The following is a 19,840-nucleotide window of genomic DNA, read 5'->3' on the forward strand; positions in this document are numbered from 1 at the left end:
CTACTTCATGATGATCTTTCTAAGGGATGTCCCATAAGGCGTTTCTAAAACAATGGCGTAAACACCTGCTGGTTTGCCAGAGATATCCATGGAAATATTATACGAAGATTCTCCTCTTGCTTTTTCTGAGGCTATCAATGCATTATTGGCAAAACTGAATACCTTAATGCTCACATTTCCCCGTTCGGATAGCTTAATTTGAGTATTGAATTGTCCATTTGTTGGGTTCGGGAATATGACAAAATCCTCAACAATCTTCTTTTTGAATTCTATCTCCTCCTCATTCACAGTTCCATCTTTCGCCAAGACCAAAACCTTTTTGGTCTGTTGGGCACTGCATGGTCCGCGATGGGTAATAATTCCTATTTCGTATTCGCCTGGGCTATTAAAAACAAGTTCAGCTTCATCATTATCCTTTTTAACCACTGTTGCTTCTTCTGGAATTATCCACTCTAATCTTTCCGGCAATGGATAACTGATATCTACCAAAATTAAAGGTTCCCCAACGAATACTTGACTGGACACCGCAAATTCAGCACTGATCTCCTCTGTACTTACATCTATAAAAATAGCACCTTGGGCAGTACAGCCATGTTGACCTTCCACTACCAATGTATAGTTCCCTGTTTTGGTCAATATTACTTTGGACTCTGTACTGGTATATCCTTGATCCGAAGACCACGAATAGGTTGCCGTTGGGTCGGCCACTGTGGCATCCAATTCCAGCTGCTGTCCGTCACACAAAACCCTATCCTCACCAAGGTCAACCCATAGAGGAAGAGGATCTTCCAAGATATAAGTCCGGGTTATTGGTCCATCGCCAAAACCGCTGATTGTTACTGTGTATGTCCCTGCTGGAAGTCCGTTAATATCGCTAGTAGTATCTCCTGTACTCCACGAATAGGAAAACACTCCGTTTCCTTTATTTACAACAACCGATATACTTCCATCCGTAGTCCCCGCACAGGTAGGTGACACCATTGTTCCCTCTACAATATCAGGCTGTGAGACTACATAACTTTCACTGATTGTACAGCCATTTCCATCGGTAATCGAAACTTCGTATGTATCCGCCGAAAGGTTGTCTATTCGATTTGTTTCCCCAACGAATGCATTATCTGAAAGTCTGTTCCATCTGATGCCATATGATCCTGAGCCTCCTGAAATTTCCAAGGCAATACTCCCATCGTTTGCCTGATATTCCGACACATCCTTTAGATTGGCACTTGCAATTCGTAATGGATCGGAAGGCGCCTCAATGGTAATACTCCTTTCTGTAAAACATCCATTTGCATCTACCACCTCAATAACATAATCACCGGCGAGCAGTCCGCTCAAATCTTCTGTGGTTTCTCCGTTGTCCCAATAATATTGATAGGGTTCGGTTCCTCCAACAACTGAAATTGCTATATTTCCCGTCGCTTCACCATAACAAAGCACATCAACCTTCCCATCTATATAAATTTCCAATACATCCGGTGCAACTACAGTTAGTGGGGCACTATCAACGGATATCGAATTGGCATCTGTAACACGTACAAAATATTCTCCTGTAGATAAATCACCTATAATTCCTGAATCTTCAGATAACAGGGTGTTCGAACCATTTTGAACAGCAAACCATTGGTAGGTATAAGGCGCCACACCTCCGTCTACAGTGGCGGTCAATTCCGCAAAATCGTCATTATAACAATCAAGGAATACAGTTTGAGTCAAACTGGCTATCAATTCACCAGGCTCGGCAATCCTAAAATCACGAGTAAAATAACAGCCATCGCCATCAATAATATTATTGGCATCTCTTAATACAAGGGTATAAGTCCCACCTTCCAAATTACTGATATCCTCATCGGTTGAAGTAAAACCATCATCGGAAGACCATTGATAACTGAAAGGAGCTGTCCCTCCGAACACAGTAATGGAAATTGCGCCATCGGCCGTGTTAGCGGCGGTAAGGTTTTTTTCCTGATCAACAATAATTCCTAATTCTTGTGGTTGGGTTATAACACCACTTGTAAATACTTCGCAATTATTAGCGTCTCGTACCATTACTTCATAGTTGCCAGCCACCAGTTTATTGAACTGATTATTGTTTTGAAAATTGATCCCATCTATTGCATATGAAAAAGGTGGAGTACCTCCGCTAACATTTACTTGTAGTACTCCATCACCGCCACCAAAACAGGATACTTCAGTAGGCACTATATCGACTGATAGATTTTCGGGCTCTAAAACCGTAATTTGTCTACTTGTTACCGGCGGATTAGCTGTTTCATCAGCTATGGTTAGCGTATAAATTCCGGCAGGAACATCCACTAAATCCTTGCCTGCTGTACTGATTACGTTATTTGACGCCACCTCTCTCCATTCAAAAGTGATGTTCCCATTACCGGTTACAGTTGAAGTAATTCTGCCAGAAGATTCACCTTTACAACGTACATCCGTTACCTCAATATTGGTAATGGCAAGCGGCCCTGGCTCGCCTACATTAAATTCTCCCGAAAATGTACATCCATTATCATCCGTAACCAACACTTGGTAAGCTCCTGCGACAAGGCCTGTTAAATTTTGCGCTGCACTACCATTCACATTTGGGCCTGACCATTCATAAGAATAGGCTCCAGTGCCACCAATAACTTCCAAATCAATTGCCCCATCCGAACCGCCGGTGGTAGTAGCATTAGTTATGCTTGTTTTTGTAGTATCGATAGCAATGGCAACCGGCTCAACAACCTCAACATTATCTTCAAACAAACATCCATTCGCATCCCGTACGGTAACCAAATAAATTCTTGCCGATAAATCGGCAAAGGTGTTGCTGTCTTGAAATCCGAAGCGGTCATCAATGGCAAATTGATAGGGAGCTGTTCCACCCGAAGCGTTGATGGTAATTTGACCATCACTCCCATTAAAGCAAGATGTTCCTATTGGGGTTATACCACCTCCAAGGGCTTCCAAAGGCTCCGATATTGAAACTGAAGCGGTCACTGCAGGATCGCCTGAGGCATCCGTTAGATCTAGATTATAGGTCCCTTCTGAGAGTCCGACTATATCTGCCTGGTTTGGTACTGAAAAGCTTGGGTCACCATCTTTTGTCCAAATAAAAGTAAAAGGAGGCGTTCCAGAAACCTCAACAGTTATACTTCCTGTTACATCCCCTTTGCAAAGTACATCGGTTGCATTTAGGGAAGTAATACCCAAGGGTCCAGGTTCGGTAATGGGTATTGGACCAAGATTTACGGAACAGTTATTAGCATCCGTCACTACCACTTGATATTCCCCAGCTGTGAGTCCGACTAAATTCTGTTGTTCCGAGGTAAAACCATTGGGTCCCGACCAAGCAAAACTATAGGGTCCTGTTCCTCCGGATGATTCTATAAAAATTTCCCCATCATTGCCGCCGTTGGTGGTTACGCTCTTCCTTTGTTCCGTTATTTCCGAAACCATAAGTTGATCAGGTTCATCAATAAATATAGAGGCTGAAGGGGCTGACTCACAACCGTTTTCATTTCTTACCGTTACCCTATAAAAACCAGGAGGTAAATTCGTGATGGTATTGCCATTAAGAGGTATCCAGTCCGACTCTATTGGCGCCAACTCAAAAGTATATTCATAATTGGTCCCCCCTGAAAGAACTAAAACAATGGAACCATCATTACTACCATTACAACTGACATCATTTGGAACTGGGCTATCCATGACCACAGGATCAGGTTCATTTATCAAATAGGTAGCGGTAGTGGTACTAAAGTTGTCCGGATCGTTAAAATCTGCATCTGAGACCCTACCGGATGATACTCTCAACACGTAGTCCCCTGCCTCACTAAGATTATTCAGTGCTATGGTACCAGATGTTCCTAATTGAATAGCAGAAGCAGTTCCATTAATGATCCATTGGTACTTGTAATTTGTGGTATAATCAATAACTTCCGCACTTACATGACCGTCGGAACCCCCAAAACAACTAATCTGATTGGTTTGTTCCGAAGCGAGATCAGGTACAGGATCTGAGGTCACTACTATGTTTTCAGAGGTGATTTCACATCCCTTGGAATCAGTAATAGTAATGCGATAGGTGCCTATTTCTAAATTAGAAAAATCTACTCTTTTGATTTGTGGATTGTTTACAACTGTCGCATTACCTACCTCATTGAAATCAGAGGTTCCTGAGATTTGCTTTTCAAGTTTGAAAGAATAGTTCGGAGTTCCACCATCATACTCAATTGTAACAAAGCCATCAGCACTTGTATTCGAGGAGGCTCTTCCTGAATTTGGATTACTAAAAAATAAAGGGCTAATTGATTTAATAGCTATTGGATCTGTAGGCTCACTTATACAACCACTTTGACTTCTAGCTAGAAAAACATAATTACCTCCATCCAAACCAGAAATAGTTGGAGAGCTCTGCCAACTATCAGGGACTCCCTGTATACTATATTCCAAGGAAGCATCCGTGTTTGGCGCATATCCACCACCAGTTCCGACAATAGTAACACTTCCTGTTTCCCCTGCGCAATTGGGTTGGTTTATATTTTCTGGTGGAATAGAAATATCAATTTGGGTTGGCCTACTAATTGTAAATTGTGGAGTGATTTCTCCGCTTTTTACATCCACGTCACCCTGGTTTGGAAAGTCGTATCTGACCTCCTGATAAATAATATAATAATCCGCATAATCGAAAGTATTCCCATTGGTATCTGCAAAGCTACCCTCCAATTCAGAATATGTACCATTAAAATCACCTCCTTCTACATCAAGTAAGGTTATCCCTAAGGGATCTGCAAAAACTTGATTCGGAAAAGACGGATTTTCAGCTTTGAGTTCAGTAGGGCTTGGGTCTTCAGGTGGTGTTCCTTGATAAATAAAATAGCGCATTTCATAACCCGCTTCAACATTCTTATCAAATGTAAGGGTTACAGTTCCATCATTGGCTCCGACACAGGTTTCGTTTGTTGATGACGTTTTCTTTAACTCAGGTGAGCAAGGTTTGATATCGATTACTGTACTATAACTAATAGGGTGATGAACAAATTTTGCTATTAGTTCAACTGGTTTATCAGTATAGTCTATGGAGTTTGTTGATAATTCAGATGCAGAAAAAACAATTGGATTTTCACCGTCATGGCCAACTAAGTAACGTTCTACACCGTTGGCCAGTTTATAATACCATTTATCTACCTCTAAATTATAACAATCTGAAATAATTGGAACTGAAATTGATTTGCACTCTTCAAAAGGTTTATTATTAATAGGAGGCAGTATATTTATTTTGTTAATTCGAACAACAGAATTAACCGATCCAGACCTTGCACTTGAGGTACCATTACTATTACAAAATGCCCTTAAGGTATTATTACAACTAGCAGAATCAAAGTTTAGAACTGCAGAATCACCGCAACGACCAAGAGGTAAATTTTCTATCTGAAACCATGAAACGTCAACAGAATATTCAATTATTTCAAAATCCAAATTCAATACAATAACAATATTTTTCTGACCATTAACCCCTCTAAAAGAATCAATAAGAACTTCCTCTGCATCTCCATTAGCCTTCAAAACACTTACGGTAGTACTTGCAGTTGTAACAGTTCCAGTAGAACTAAAATCACATTCAAGTTTGTAATAATTCTGGGAATATCCTGTTAAAACACAACCCAATAGTATAGCGAAAACCAATAAATATCTCCTCATAACCCTAATATTTTAAATTAACCTTTTGGATCATTGATGTCCGTCCCCCACTCAATACCAATTGCAACCCATAGGTATAATTGGTATTAATTTCTAAATCCACATCATTATAACCTTTGGCAGTACCTTCCAAGGTTTTGTACAATTTCAATCCAGCCTCCCCTTTCCCCCGGTACAACCTGTATTCCAAAACTTCTTGGTTCTTGACTCTCCATGAAAGGTTGATGAATCTTAGTTCTCGGTCTACCATCCCAGAAAATTTAAGATCCTCCCTATCCAAACTTTTACCTTGCCATACGACCGATAAGGATTCCGTGGGAATACTCTCCAAGTTTCCCCCATCTTTAGCAACCATAGTATAATTATATACATCGCGCTGTTCTATAGACGTATCCAGATATGTAGAATCGGATATTTTGTTGGTTGTCATTAGTTGCTCCCACAAGGCTTCCTTATCATCGCCCCTTTTTCGGTAGATGGCATGAGCCACAACATCTTCACTACTACTTGGAATCCAGTTGAGCTGAATCCCTGACTCTGTCACCAAATAATTCTTAAATACTGGTGGAGATGGTGGTGTAACATCTGGTTTTTCTACCGTCAATACCTCAGAGAATTTTGAACGGTTGTAACGCTGGTCCTCCGCCCTAATTTTGTAATACACTTCCCGATTCAAATTGTTCACCTGAATGGTGTCTGTATAACTTTCTCCTTTTAGCACTGTTTGAGTGACCTCACTAAATTCCAGCTTTGGGTTATTTGACCTAAAAATTCGATAGCCTCCAAGATCTTCTTCGAGATTTTTAGTCCACTCCAGCTTAATGATTCCCGTGGTATCCATCACCCCTTTTAAGCCAAACGGTGGGGCTGGTGGGGTCGAATCTATCGGTTGAACAAGGGTTGGAAAAGATTCGCTTTCCATTCCGTTTTTACCCATGGCAACCACCGTATAGTAATTGACACGTTTTAGTCCCATTATCCTCGTTTCCCTATCTATAGCTTTTATTGCGCTTTTTACTGTTTCAAAAGGGCCTTTATTGCCGGTGGAACGCCTTACCTCAAAACCTGAAATAAAATCATTTCCCTTGGGATCAAAATCCCAAAAAAGGACTACTTCATCGTCAGTAGGAATTTCCTTTTTGTAAATTCTGGGAGCATATTCCAACTTTTGTTCTGCCATGCCCGAAACCACTTCCGAACTAGGTCCTGTTTCTCCAAAAGCATTTTTTCCCTTGATGCGATAGTAATAAGTCATTTTATTGGGAATGGAATCCGTGTAGGATAGGGATATTTCTTTGGTGTTATTCGATTCCTGCGCACTAAAAATAGGAACCCCGTTCAACTGCTCAAAGCTAATAGCGTCATTGGAACGCTCCACATGGTAACTCGTATATATACCTTTTAGGAGATCAAAATTCCAATTCAGTGTAACATATCCATCTCCAAAATTTGGTGTCACACCTATTGGCTTTGGGAGCTCTTCATATAAATCTGGGCTAGCATATACGCTACCACTTTCGATATCAAATGCCATTTCTTGAGGAACAGCCACAGCAATAGAATACAAATACCTTTCACCCTGTTTTACTGTAGCATCCTCAAACGCCCACCCAGCCAACTTGGCCGCTTCATAGTTTTGTTCGGCCGCCAGAAGGGCAAAGGTAAAACGTTGCTCCAGCTCATCATTTACAGCATAGATACTGCCCATGGCACTTCCAGGAACCGATGTTTCAAAACTATCGCCATATAAGGCTTGGGCCAAGATGGCCGCATTTTGTTCTTTAGTCGCCAAGGCTTCCCATGCTTCCAAGGGAGCTGGTTTTAAGGGAGCTGAAACCAATACCTTCTTTTCAATTGGGATTACGGCCTCCCCGTTACGTGAAATGGTACTTCGTTCTATCAAAAAACCATATTCGTTTGCCTTTTTCCAAGCGCTCGGCTCATCCACAGCCCACCTTAACAATACCTTTTCCGATAAAGACCTTGAAATTACCTGTACGGCAGGAGCTTCTTGGGCCCTGAGGACATTCATCATCAACAATACTATGACAAAACTATATTTCACTTTCTTATTTTTATTGTAGGACCTATCCCAATCCTATTAATCATTCTTATATTTTATCTCGTAGCCCTTTTTATACAAATCTCCGGGAGTTCTATATATTAACTGCGCCTTAAAATTCCCCAAGGGCAATGCGGGAAACGAGCTTTGTATTAAATATATGTAGGCATCATATTTTACTTGATCTCCTCCTGAACTACTATATCTGTTCACGATTCTATGTCTTAGATAAATCATATCTGATTTATACTGGTACGGAAGATTGTAGACAAAAGGAATCCTATTTTTCACCCAAGCTGAATTAGGATTATTGTCCAGATTGTTTAGATATTCCTGACCGATATAAAAGGAACGGATGGGGGGCACTCCAAGAAGGTCTTCTTCCCTATTCACCCTTATATCCCCATCCAATGGATATTTCTCATAGATCAAAGGGTAAATCTTATTCTTATAATAGGAATCGGCCAACACGGCCTGGGCATAGATCATAGGTTTGGACCCGGTATACCTACCTCCCATTATTTCCATCTTCTCCAGATACTCGTAATCCGACACCTTAATAGAAAGGGAATGCACATCAGCATAAATAAAATTCGTCAGGTTGTCTATCACATTTAAATCGCGAATTTTATCCTTGAAGGAGGCATGTTGACTCGTTTTAAAGTCATATTCCAAAATGGATTTAGGAGCTCCATTGGAAATGGTCACATTTGCTGCCATTTTATTGGAGACCACCGCACTTCCCGAAGTATTTATGGTTTCTTTTTCCTGTGTGTTCGAGGCTACATCAAACCAATTGGTTGCTCCACCTTCCTCATCAGCCAGTAGATCGGTTTCTTCCATAACAATCTCTGTTTGTATGTCTGCTCCCGGAGGAAATGCCATCAGATTAAGATTGTAAGATGTATTCAAAACCATATCAGGGATATCATAGAAAACTGTGGCTTTCCCCCTATCATAATTCAAATTGGTTCGAACACCCTGACCGTTTGAATTCGATACAAACTCGGCACGCATCTCATATCCGCCATCAAACAGATAGTGCTGGGCCGTTTTCATCTTTACATACCCTTTATTAAATTCCTCAGGATAGAAGCTCTTTTGATCAAAGACCGGATACATATAGGCGATATTTTCCAAGGGGATATGGTCCGGGGCCTTATCAGTTTTAAATATTACCTCCATTTTTTCAATGACAGGCTTCCCATTTTCTACCATGGTCTGGTAGGAGCCGCCTATTTTTTCATCAAAACTGACTTCCACCATTACCTTTACCTCTTTTTCTGAGGGCAAGGTTTCTTCTGGTTTGAAGGTAACGGCATCATTAGTATCGTTCCACTCCAAGGTTCCCATCAGTTCCTTTCCTTCCGATGTGACTTCAAAATTTTGTAACTGTAGTTTAAATGTCCTTATACCGTCCTCTAGATCTACCGTAAAATCTTTATTGGCAGCATAATTAAAAATAGCCTGAGGCGCAGCAAAGACCGAAACGTCATCGCTCTTATCCCTTGGGGTTATATCCGATATCATAGGTACGCCCACGGCATTGTTAATATTCTCAAGTTCGCACTCTTCCCCCATCTCTACTTTAAGACGCATACGTCCCTTGACCAATCCGCCCAAAATATTGTAGTACATCCCCACATAGCCCTGTACATAAACGGGATTGGGAAATTGCCCCCTCAGCATTGCTGCAACTCCAGCTTCTGCAATTTGAAAATTCCCTTTGACAAATACCAGATTTACTTTTACTCCAAATTCCCCGTAGAGATAGGCATACACCTGCCCCATTGAATACCACCCGTCATTACCAACGGGACCGGGGTGACCTACACATTTGGCATTTGGGTAATAGGCATGCATGACATCAAATCCGGCGCCGGCTTCCAGTGCCGCATAAAAAATGGCAAATTCATAATTCTTGCGATAAGCAAAATTGAGTCCAAAAGCAAAACCCTTTCCTGCTGCCAATTGATTCTCCTGCCTATTGCCGTTCAGCATATCGCTACCCAAAATTTTCACTACCTGTGGATGTGGATCCAATTGGGACGGGAGCTCCGTTCCTGTCATAAAATACCCCCCAACTTCCAATTCTTCCGTTCCCAAGGCAAAAATCAATGACAGCCTTCGTTGTGGTGATCCTATGTGCAAATACCAATCATTGGGACCGGTGTGGATTTTAGCCCAACCAGCCAAGTTGTTATCTCCACCCCCTCGAATTCCCTCGGTATCCATATAGAGTTCAAAATCCCCATCGAAAGTGCGATTGACAAAGTCTTTCTCTATCCCGATATATACTCCGATCTTCCCTGAAGAGGCCACATCACGAACGGGAATAGCTTCTTTTGACAGTTCCAAATAATTTCCATATTTTGAAAGCTGCTCCACCAATTTTGGATTCTTCTCGGCAAAATCATTGATCTTTTCTTCGAGTTTTGAAAGTTCTTCAAGCTCTTTGGTGCCATCGTTAGATTCACTGGCCATCATTGCCCCTTCACCGGTGAACCCAATCCTATTGAGTCCGCCATGGGTATTGAATTCCATTTCCAAATACGCCTTACCATTGAAAGCATCCGGATTGGGCGTGCCTATTTTTACGCCGGCCCGAAGTCCTAGTCCATACGCTTCATTAGGTCTATATACCGCAGAAGAAGGAGTGAACCCATCCTTATTGCCCCATAATTTTTTCATTTTATAGGAGACACCCCCTACCAAGGAAGTGATCAATAATTTGCTGTTTGATGAGGCACTATTGTTTTCTGTCCAGATATCCACATTCCAATATCTAAATTCCTTTTTGCCAAAAATGGCCTTACCACGTGCTTTAAAATCGAGCTCCTTTATCGTGGCGGTTAAATCCCCCCTGAAACCATCTCCATACCAGCTATGGTCCTCCATGATTTCCAATTCTCCTTTGAGAGCCACCCCACTTTTCTCGTAGTCGATTTTAATTCCATCGACTTTTACGCTTTCAAATTTCCAGTTCTGAATAGATGCTCCTTTGTCCAACTGCCCTAAAATGGCCATACTGGTGGTAGCATGGGAACCTTCACCATCCAAGTTTAAAATGAGATCAAAAGAAAGTCCCAATTGATCTACAGGAGTGATAAGCTCCAGATCCGAAACCGAGGCGGGAAAGCCCATCAGTTTCATTTCCCCGGTAAAACCGAAAGATTTGGCACTAAAGGCCTTTTTTCCTGGTTCCGTTTCCAATTTCAGTTCCTCAAAATTTATTCCCGGAAAGCTAAACCCTTTACCATCCTTTTCCAGTTCTTCCTTGGAAGGCGGTTCCTCTCCGTCTTTGAGTCCTATTTTTCCTATGACCGATAGTTGTCCGGTAAGATTGGCATAGGGGTACACATTCCCATCTTTCACATCGATCCCCACTTTGGAGTTTCGTTCCAACAGTATTTCTCCTAAGAACACCGGGGCTTTATAATCACTTTTTCTACCTACTTCCAACCCATAGCCATTAACATCTATATAGCCCTTGTACTCTATAGGCTCCTTTAAAATAGGAACGGAAATATCGCCACCCATGGAACCCCCAGTGAGGGAATTCATTGCTAGGGTAATGCTCACATCTTCTACGGTAAAGGCCCATTTTCCTGCTGCGCCTTCCCCAACATTTAAAACATTTTCCCCAAAAAAAGTTCCTGAAACGCCTTGGCCGTCCAAAATCAGATCTTTGGCGCCAAATTCTACACGACCTTCCGGAGCATTGTTTTTTTCGATGCCCTTGGGCAGCATTACACTGACTTCCTTGGCATAGAATCCTCGCCATAACTTTCTGTCGGCATTACTATATATGGCGCTGTATTCCTTTGGGAATTTTATGCCCGAAGCATTCTTGCTATCACTGAGATCCAATACGGCACGTTTTACATTGAAACCCCAACCTTTGAGTCCGACCACCTCAAATTTGGGTAGGGTCACATCTAGCAGCACATCATTCCAGCCATTGGCCTGAATGCTAAAGGAAGCCCCTACATAACATTTGTTATTCACTACATTCTCTGTATCCTTTAGGTACTGATTGTCCCTACTATCCCCACACACATAGTTGCCCCCGCTGGTAATGGGCAGCAATACATTACGGGAAATCCGCAGATCACCTTCTAGGCCAATAGATTTTAGGCCAGAGCAATCAAATTCTACGTATGATTGATCACTAAAAGCCCCTGTTTCCAGATCGATGCCACCTTTTAAGGTCAGCAACCAATTGTCCCCATTCATGGGAATGGCCTGATTGCCCAAGAGCACTAGTTTCATATCCACGAGAAGGGCACCATCATGTGAGAGTTTGATCCCTTCGGCGCCAAAATACAGGACGCGTTCTGATAGACTATCCTCGGCTTTTTCCGGGATGGTGAGTTTTGCCCAGGCTTTAAATTCTGCATATTGGGGCGTGAATTTCACTTGGGAAATAGCAAGTTGCACGGTGTTGCCAGAGGTAGAATCTTTTTTACTGAGGCCAACCGGTAATTGGAGTAATTCTTTCCCGGTAATAATTTCTACAAAATTCCCTAGTTTTTGAACCGCTTCAAATGCCCTTTTAGCCTGACTCACCAAGGTATCCACCTTTGGATTACTGGTATAATGGGCTTTAAGGTATGCCTGATTGAATTCCGGAGCTCGGTTGAGAAAAGGAACCTTAAAATTGTTGTTTTCTTTTAACTTCTGATCTAGGATTGGGAAGGATCTAAAGGTCTTTGTTTCTTCTAATGTTTTGGGAGCATTATGATTGTTTTTAATTCCAAATACAGAGGTATTGAAAAATGCCGATTGCTGCAATTTGGCCAATTGCTGTTGTATGGCCGACTTGGTCTTTGTAGAGTCACCAGGGTTTGACAAATTATTGTCTGTACCAGTAGTTACCCAAACATCATTACTTATATATGCTGGAACCTTTTCATTTGTAGAGAAATTGTTTGGAGAGGCCCACAAGAAGCAAGTCCACAATAGTAGTATAATGTATAGGTAGTTTTTCGTCATAATTGTTGGTTATGGTTGGTGTTTTCTACTCATCTTATTTTTTAATTATTTCAATTCTCACCGTTGATGGCACGAGCGTGACGCTCGCGCTAGCGGGGTTACCCCATAGGACGCAACTCCATAATAGTAAGATGATGTATAGGTAGTTTTTTGTCATAATTGTTGATTATGATTTTTAAGCTTTTTATTTGCTTCTGCGATTACCCTATCAATATTTGCATCATGTTCTGAATCGCTTTTTAGTGTTTCAGCTATAAATACTCTAAGTGGTAGGCAAGCATTACAAGTAATTTCAATTTCTATATTGGTATTTATTGTTGGAAACCCAGTACAATTTTCTGAATTGACTTCAATTTTGTTTAAATCATAATCGTTGGGCTGTAACCAAATTCGATATGCTTTGTTACCTAAATCATCTCTTAAGGCAGTGAAATCTCTTATTTTTGACTTAAATGATGTTTTAAATTGTTCTTTAAAATCGTTTTTCAACTCAGAATATTGATATAGTTGTAATATTAAGGTCACTATACCACTGGCAATTAGTGTCATTAAAATTATATACCATAACATTCCAATTTTTTCAGGAAGGGTTTCGGAAAAATCGCCTCTAATACGCCCACCGGCTTTCGGTAAAAAGCCAAAAGGGATAAACGCACCAAATAAAGCAATGGCAATTGCTCCTAAAAAAAACTTTACAGCTGTACTTTTAATCTGTTGTAGTCTTTTTGAGATTTTTAAATTATCTTCTTGACTGGTTTTTTCCCTAGGCATCGTGCTCTTTAATTAAATTTTCCGGTAAAGGTTTATCTATGTTATAATAAACCCTTTCTGGTACATTTATATCCCCATTTTTATAAAACGCACCTTTTATGGCATCGCCATTTAACAATATTTCTCCTTTAAAAATTAATTCAATATTTTCTCCATAATAATAGTTCCATTTCATTTTAATTTTATTTTTATTTAATAGTTTGTAACTGCCTATTGATACAGGATCTTTATCATCTTCGATAATTTTTTTTAAATTTTTAAATTTAATTGCTCTATTTATTTTTGGAATTTTCCCAAATAAATCATTAGAATGATTTTTGTTATATGTTGACGCGAATTGAGTAGCCACATTTTTATTGTATATATATATGTATATATTAATTAAAGATTTGGAAAATCCTCCTTGAACATCATTTTCTGATATTATTTCTATAGGAGTTATAGTTCGGTATTCTTTACCTGTTATTTGCATTCTAATATTTCCAATTAGTTATCCAATCCATATTACTTAAATCCACCTCATCAAGGTTTAAAGATGTACCATCCTTGAATTTTACAATCTTTACATCTCTATCTCTTAAATATTTTATTTCTTTAGCAAAACCACTTGGTGCATATAGACCAGTAATTTCATTTTGGTCAACTCGACCATTCTTCCACGCCTTAAACAAATCTTGATGAATTGGGTTTGTTGTAAATATAATTTCAATTTTATCTTTATTTTCTATTAAAAAGTCTAAATACTTTACATTGAAATCATCAAAGAAATTAGCGGTATTGGGCATACCTGCCATTTCATCCGGTAGGTTTAGTAAAGATATACTGCCACCTTTGAGAACCTCAGGGCTATTTTCAGCAAAACGGTAGTTTTTATACATGTTCAATTGGTCTAGAACGTCTTTTGTGCCCAATTCATATTCGGCACCTGTTGTTCTTGATGGGTTATAACTTCCTAAATACACATTCAACTTATCCGTATATCTGACCAAAGTGCCTTTTGAACCAAAATTTAGTTGTTTGGTAGTTCTATCAAAACCGTGTATAAATTTTAACTTGTCGATTAGTTTTTCGTAGTCATCAGCGGTAACAAGCGGATCTAAAAGTTTTGCTCCATCAGAGGATAAAAACCCCCAGCCTAAAGGTATTTGTTTTTCTGCATCAAAAAAGAGTAAACGACCATCTTTAGCATCCGGAACCAGCTTTACGTAAAATTTAGAATCTCGACTTAGATATTGGGTATGTTCCAAAGTACTATTTTTTCCCAAATTCCAAAATGTTCCCGCACGTACCTGTTCGATTATAGCTTCTCCGGAATCGGTTTCTCCAACTTTGTATGTAAATGATTTAAATCTACCAGCAATACTTTTAGTATTACCTAGTATATTGTTTTCTGTTTTAAGAATTTTTCCAGCATTTGTAAGAAACACTGATTTCACAAGGGCAAGTTTAGCCTTTTTTAATCTTTCAAGTATTTTTGTAACTCTATTTAAATCAGAAGTTTTCCCTGCATCAGAGGCATCTTTAATAATTTTTAAAAATAATACCTCAATATATTTAACAGCTTCTTTTTCATCAGATACCAAAGTCAGTAATTTGCTTTCATTTAAATTATCGAAGCTATCAAAAACACTATTCAGCTGAACTAAAGAAGGAATATCGTTCGAGCCACTATAATTTTTAGCAACCTCTGAAATTATCTCTCGCATAGGTCTGTCACCCAATGTTGCTAGATTGTCAAACGCACCTGCTACCCCAGTTGCTGTCGAAAAAATATCTAATGCGGTCTTTAACTCTGCTAATTCTGCATTATCACTTATTGAAGTAGATACAATACCAGTTCCAGAACTTACCAAATCTGAAACCAACAATATTTTCCTCAATTTGCTAAGTCCTTTTATAGAATTCAAAGTTCCACCAGTGCCTATTAAGGAGGCTACGTCAAAAGAAGTGCTAATTCCTTGTAGTGTAGTTTCTTTATTTCCAGAATCTGAAACATAAGCAAGGGCTATGGCTGGTAAAGGAATATTACCTGTATACCCAATAGCCTGTTCGTATTCCTTAAGAAGTGTAATATTTGATTTGTTAGTAAATAATACCAGATCAAAAGGTTTAAGATCTGGATCAGGTGAAAATATTACTCCCGAACTTGAAAACCCTAAATCATCAGTCTGTTTAAGGCGGATGGTACCATCAGCCATAAAATCATAAGAAATATCTTTTATTTTCAGATTTTTAGTAATGGCATCATCTGAAAGTTTATCTACTATTTGTGTCCAAATGTTATTTGATAAAATTTCAATCCCTATATTTTTAATGAAATTGTTGTATTCAAAAACAAATATTCTATCTCCTATATTATCAATTGCTTCTGACAATCTTTTCTCATAAAAATCTGTAGCTCCTAGAATGAGCTTTGTAAATAGGACAATTAGTTCTTTTCTATTATTGGAAGTAAGATTAAAAAGAATATCATCATCAACATTAGTAAATAACTGCTGGTATAGATATTTATCGTTGTCTGGCAAATTACTGTAGTAATTCTTACTTTCAATTTTTGTCAGCAGAATTCCCTTATCCGTAGAGTTAAATTCGTTTACCGCAACGTTTAATAAATGAAGAACACTTTTCTCGTATTGGGTGGTGAATGTGCTACCCTCCGTGATTTCCCCTTGGGAAAGTATTTTACTTATTAGTCTATAGATCAATTCAACGTTAAGAGTTCTTACGATATCTTGTTCACTAGCTGCATTAATCGTATTTGAAATTTTAGCTATCTCTGTAATATCGATTAAATCTGGGTCATCTTTTATTGTGTAGAGAAAACTATAGGCTTCTTGTTGCTGCTTTTGAACGTAGTACATTAAAAAGGAATAATATTCCTTCAAATAATTAAATCTATTCTTGGGAATCTCCTGTTTTTCATCACATTGATAATAGCCAGATGATGTTACATCTTCTGGATCCATATCACCTGTAGCAACATAATTACAATCGCAATAGACTTCAATTAAGTCCTTTTCAAAGGCATATCGAGTTTGGATATAGTCAGGATTACAAGCTTGCCAATTATCAAACCAATTTGGATTAGCACTCTTTTCAAATAAAGATTGATAAGCATGGGCAACCTCTAATATTCGATTCTTTAAGAAAAGAGATTCATCCTCAGAAGAATAATTAAAAACCTGTTGAAGAATTTCTTTTTTATAACTGGTTTGTGAATTTCCGAACATCCCATTTGTCCGTAATGATTTTGTTTTCCGAACGTTACCGGAAATCTGATATGGCCATATTGGAAAATCAAATATTTCTGGAATTTTTTTAGAAGTTCCATCATATGCCTTTGTCGTTGTGCTTTCTACAAGGTAAAGTTTAGCCTCATCCACAGAGCTTGTCAAAAACATAATATGGAATTTACCATTATTAGAAGAAGACTTAAATTGCTCATCCTTATTATTTTCTGAAAAATACCCTTCAAAAATACCTTCAGTAATCTTGGATTTATATTTAGTAGGTTTTCCCCCCTCTAAAAGTTTAAAACTGAACAATGTACCTGGCAGGGATTTACTGTCTAACCCCGGGTTTTGTATACCGTAATAAAAAGTAACGTCCAATACATCAGAAGGCAAATCAACAAAGTCCCCTGCAGGTGTGACAAAAGTGAAAGTACTATCTACATTTTTTCCAAAATTCTCAGTGACTTTTGCAAATGACACATCAGAACCTGCAAATGCCCAGTTTTGGCCATCCTCCTCATCCTGGAAAACATAAAATTTTAAGGCAGGGTTATGCAATTGTGCCCAATGCATATGGGGCAACAGACTAGCATCATCTTTATAGTCCATCAACCAATCGGTTGCTCCTTGTGCAGAACCGTATTCTGTAAATGGATGTTGTAAGGCAAATACACCATGGCCTAACTCATGGGCAATGGTAGTGGCCAGATCATCTTTCCCTTCCTCAGCAACTGTAAGATCTCCATTGAACACAAAACCAAATTGCCTTTGTAAAGGCATAAACCCGCCAATGGATTTAGTGGTTTTTACTATCGAATCAAATACAAATAGATAGTAAGCATTAGAATTGTAAACTATCTTTGATTTTAGGTCTTCAATCACCGCTTTTTGCTCAGCATTGTAATTGGACAACCAAGGAGTATCACCAATTTCCAATTCATTATCCCCTCCCAATACATTTTTACTAAGTGAAGCTGATTGGGTACTTAAATTTAGGGTTGCTACCCCTTTCTTAAAGATGTCTTTTACAGCGTCTACAGTAGTTTGTGGTATAGACACCCCATCAACAGCCACCAAAACTACATTTACCGCTCTATCTGTTAAATGCCAAAGCTTAAAAGCACCTGCTGTTAATTGCCGTTCTTCTTCTGTTTTGGAAGGGACCACAGCATAAATGGTTTCATTTTCTAAGGTATATCTCCCTGTTAGCGTAAGCACAGGGGCACCATCTATTTCCTCCCAAGGAATCACTTCGCCCGACTTCGTTTTAAATATGAGGTCTTTTAGCGTGTAGTCTGAATTAGTAAACTCAACGTTCGCTCTTACCTTTATAACATCGCCTTTAGCCACTGCCTGATGTACCAGAGTGTATGGATTGCCATCTGCATCGAGAATAGTTACATATTCTTTTTTAAGTTTCTCACTATTGGTTTCTGGCATTTGGTCATAACCATACTTCCCATTATCCTCAAAAGTGACTATTATCCCTTTTGCCGTTAGGGCTTTTAACTCTCCATCTTGAGAAACACCTGTTACATTCCCAGTTGATACGGAACCAGCTGGATCTATCTTACCACCTTCGGTAATATATCCTCCAGCATCAACATGATATACATTGCCTTCACCATCTATAACAACCTTATCGTCACCTAAGGGACTGGTTTCTGTTGCTCCATTCTGAGGGTTTGTGATTATTAGAATACCATCTTCAATCTTAATATCATTCTCTGGATCCAATACCCAATTGATCCGAATTTCATCCAAATCATTATTGCCTTCAAAAGGTTCTCCTATCGCTTCAACTACATCCGTAACCGTCTCAATAGCCACATCCACATCTACAATATTCGCGAGGGTTGGGTCGTACATGGTGATTACGATACCCTCGGCCATTTGCTTATCGGTATTGATTAACACATTGGTAAATTCTACCCCTACCCTAATACTGTTCAAATAAGGAATGGTCACATAGCCCTTCCCGGTAAACCTGCCATTACTGCCGCTTACCTCCAATATTTTTACAGGAAAATCCCCGGCGGTGAACTGTTCCCCTATAGTAATTTTTGGTAAGGGTTCGGTATTATCTAAACTGAAGTCGGGCGTAATGCCGCACTCATACACACTGGCCTCATCATCGGCGATAAAGGTGGTAAACTGCCTTACCGTACTCCAATCGCTCTGGGTAACGACGCATTTTTTCTGTACCTGGTATTCGTAAACCGCCCCAGCCTTTAAGTCCCAAAGCGTAGTAGTATTGGAAGTGGTCCTATTAAAAAACCACTCATTACCGTTTCCTTTTTTGCGGTAGCGTACTGCATACTCCGGAACATCCGTAGAAAAATCGTCCCAAAAAATATTGGCATTGGTACTCCCCTTTACCTCGTGGTTTATAGCACTCGGTAAGCTACATACTCCAGCATAGCTGAAAGAATATATTTCACTATATCCCTGGTTTTTAAAGAGCCCTATTTCTTCCGTTCCTTGCCTGGCCTTGGCCTGTACCCGCCAGGCATAATTCTTATTGGATAGAAACAATGGATCGGACGGACCATACACATAGGTAGTGGCCGTAGTAGTGGTTTGAAAAATCGGGGGCGAACTCAGAAAGGCCGCTTGGGGATCTACATAATTATCCCAAATCTCCACAATACTAAGCTCGTACTCCACATTGCTCACATTGATCTGCCTAGGTGTCCACTGGAATACAATATTCTGGGGATTGCGCTCCTCTATATTGATCTTGTTATAGGGCGACACCAAAAATGGAGGCTCATTCTGAAAGATGACCGTAGTGGCACAGCTCTTTTGTGACAAGCGGTTGCCGGACAAGACATCTATAATTTCAAAACAGAACTGATAGGCCCCTTCCTTGATAGGTTGGCCATACACATTGGGAGCAATTCCTGTAATATTTTCAAATCTAAAATAAGGCGCCAATTCCACATTGGTAAGGGTCAGTGGGATCCCGCCTTCCAAAAAGAGTGTTGGCGCCCCAACTACAATATCATTACTCTGAAACGCAATCCCATTGCCCTGGAAATATGCTTTGAGTCGCACTTCCCTATTGGTAATGGTAAAATCATTGAGC

General features: G+C 39.6%; 6 protein-coding genes. All 6 read right to left on the minus strand.

Annotation, left to right across the window (positions count from 1 at the left end):
• The gene (locus WAA86_RS07725; RefSeq protein ID WP_337300423.1) at nt 1–5,691 is read right to left on the minus strand and encodes a T9SS type A sorting domain-containing protein; all 5,691 of its coding nucleotides are present in this window, start codon (nt 5,689–5,691) and stop codon (nt 1–3) included.
• Nucleotides 5,692–5,695: 4 nt separating this feature from the next.
• Nucleotides 5,696–7,756: a fibronectin type III domain-containing protein gene (locus WAA86_RS07730; protein WP_337300424.1), complete on the minus strand. Its 2,061-nt coding sequence runs from the start codon at nt 7,754–7,756 to the stop codon at nt 5,696–5,698.
• Between the two features lie 36 nt (nt 7,757–7,792).
• Nucleotides 7,793–12,748 carry a hypothetical protein gene (locus WAA86_RS07735; RefSeq protein WP_337300425.1) on the minus strand — a complete coding sequence of 1,652 codons (4,956 nt, stop codon included), beginning with the start codon at nt 12,746–12,748 and terminating at the stop codon, nt 7,793–7,795.
• A gap of 153 nt (nt 12,749–12,901) precedes the next feature.
• On the minus strand, nt 12,902–13,519 hold the full coding sequence (locus tag WAA86_RS07740; protein ID WP_337300426.1) for a hypothetical protein: 618 nt from the start codon (nt 13,517–13,519) through the stop codon (nt 12,902–12,904).
• A complete protein-coding gene (locus tag WAA86_RS07745) occupies nt 13,512–13,991 on the minus strand; it encodes a hypothetical protein (RefSeq protein ID WP_337300427.1) in 480 nt (159 codons plus the stop codon). Before WAA86_RS07745 ends, WAA86_RS07740 begins: the two co-directional genes overlap by 8 nt.
• A gap of 1 nt (nt 13,992) precedes the next feature.
• Nucleotides 13,993–19,695 (minus strand): fibronectin type III domain-containing protein, encoded by a 5,703-nt coding sequence (locus WAA86_RS07750; RefSeq protein ID WP_337300428.1) that lies wholly within the window; start codon nt 19,693–19,695, stop codon nt 13,993–13,995.
• Nucleotides 19,696–19,840 lie beyond the last annotated feature (145 nt).

Source organism: Sediminicola sp. 1XM1-17, assembly GCF_037203765.1.
GTDB lineage: Bacteria > Bacteroidota > Bacteroidia > Flavobacteriales > Flavobacteriaceae > Sediminicola.

Excerpts from the sequence above, each read along its gene's own strand:
- WAA86_RS07725 (WP_337300423.1), bottom strand. The coding sequence starts at position 5,691 with ATGAGGAGATATTTATTGGTTTTCGCTATACTATTGGGTTGTGTTTTA.
- WAA86_RS07735 (WP_337300425.1), bottom strand. The coding sequence starts at position 12,748 with ATGACGAAAAACTACCTATACATTATACTACTATTGTGGACTTGCTTC.
- WAA86_RS07740 (WP_337300426.1), bottom strand. The coding sequence starts at position 13,519 with ATGCCTAGGGAAAAAACCAGTCAAGAAGATAATTTAAAAATCTCAAAA.
- WAA86_RS07745 (WP_337300427.1), bottom strand. The coding sequence starts at position 13,991 with ATGCAAATAACAGGTAAAGAATACCGAACTATAACTCCTATAGAAATA.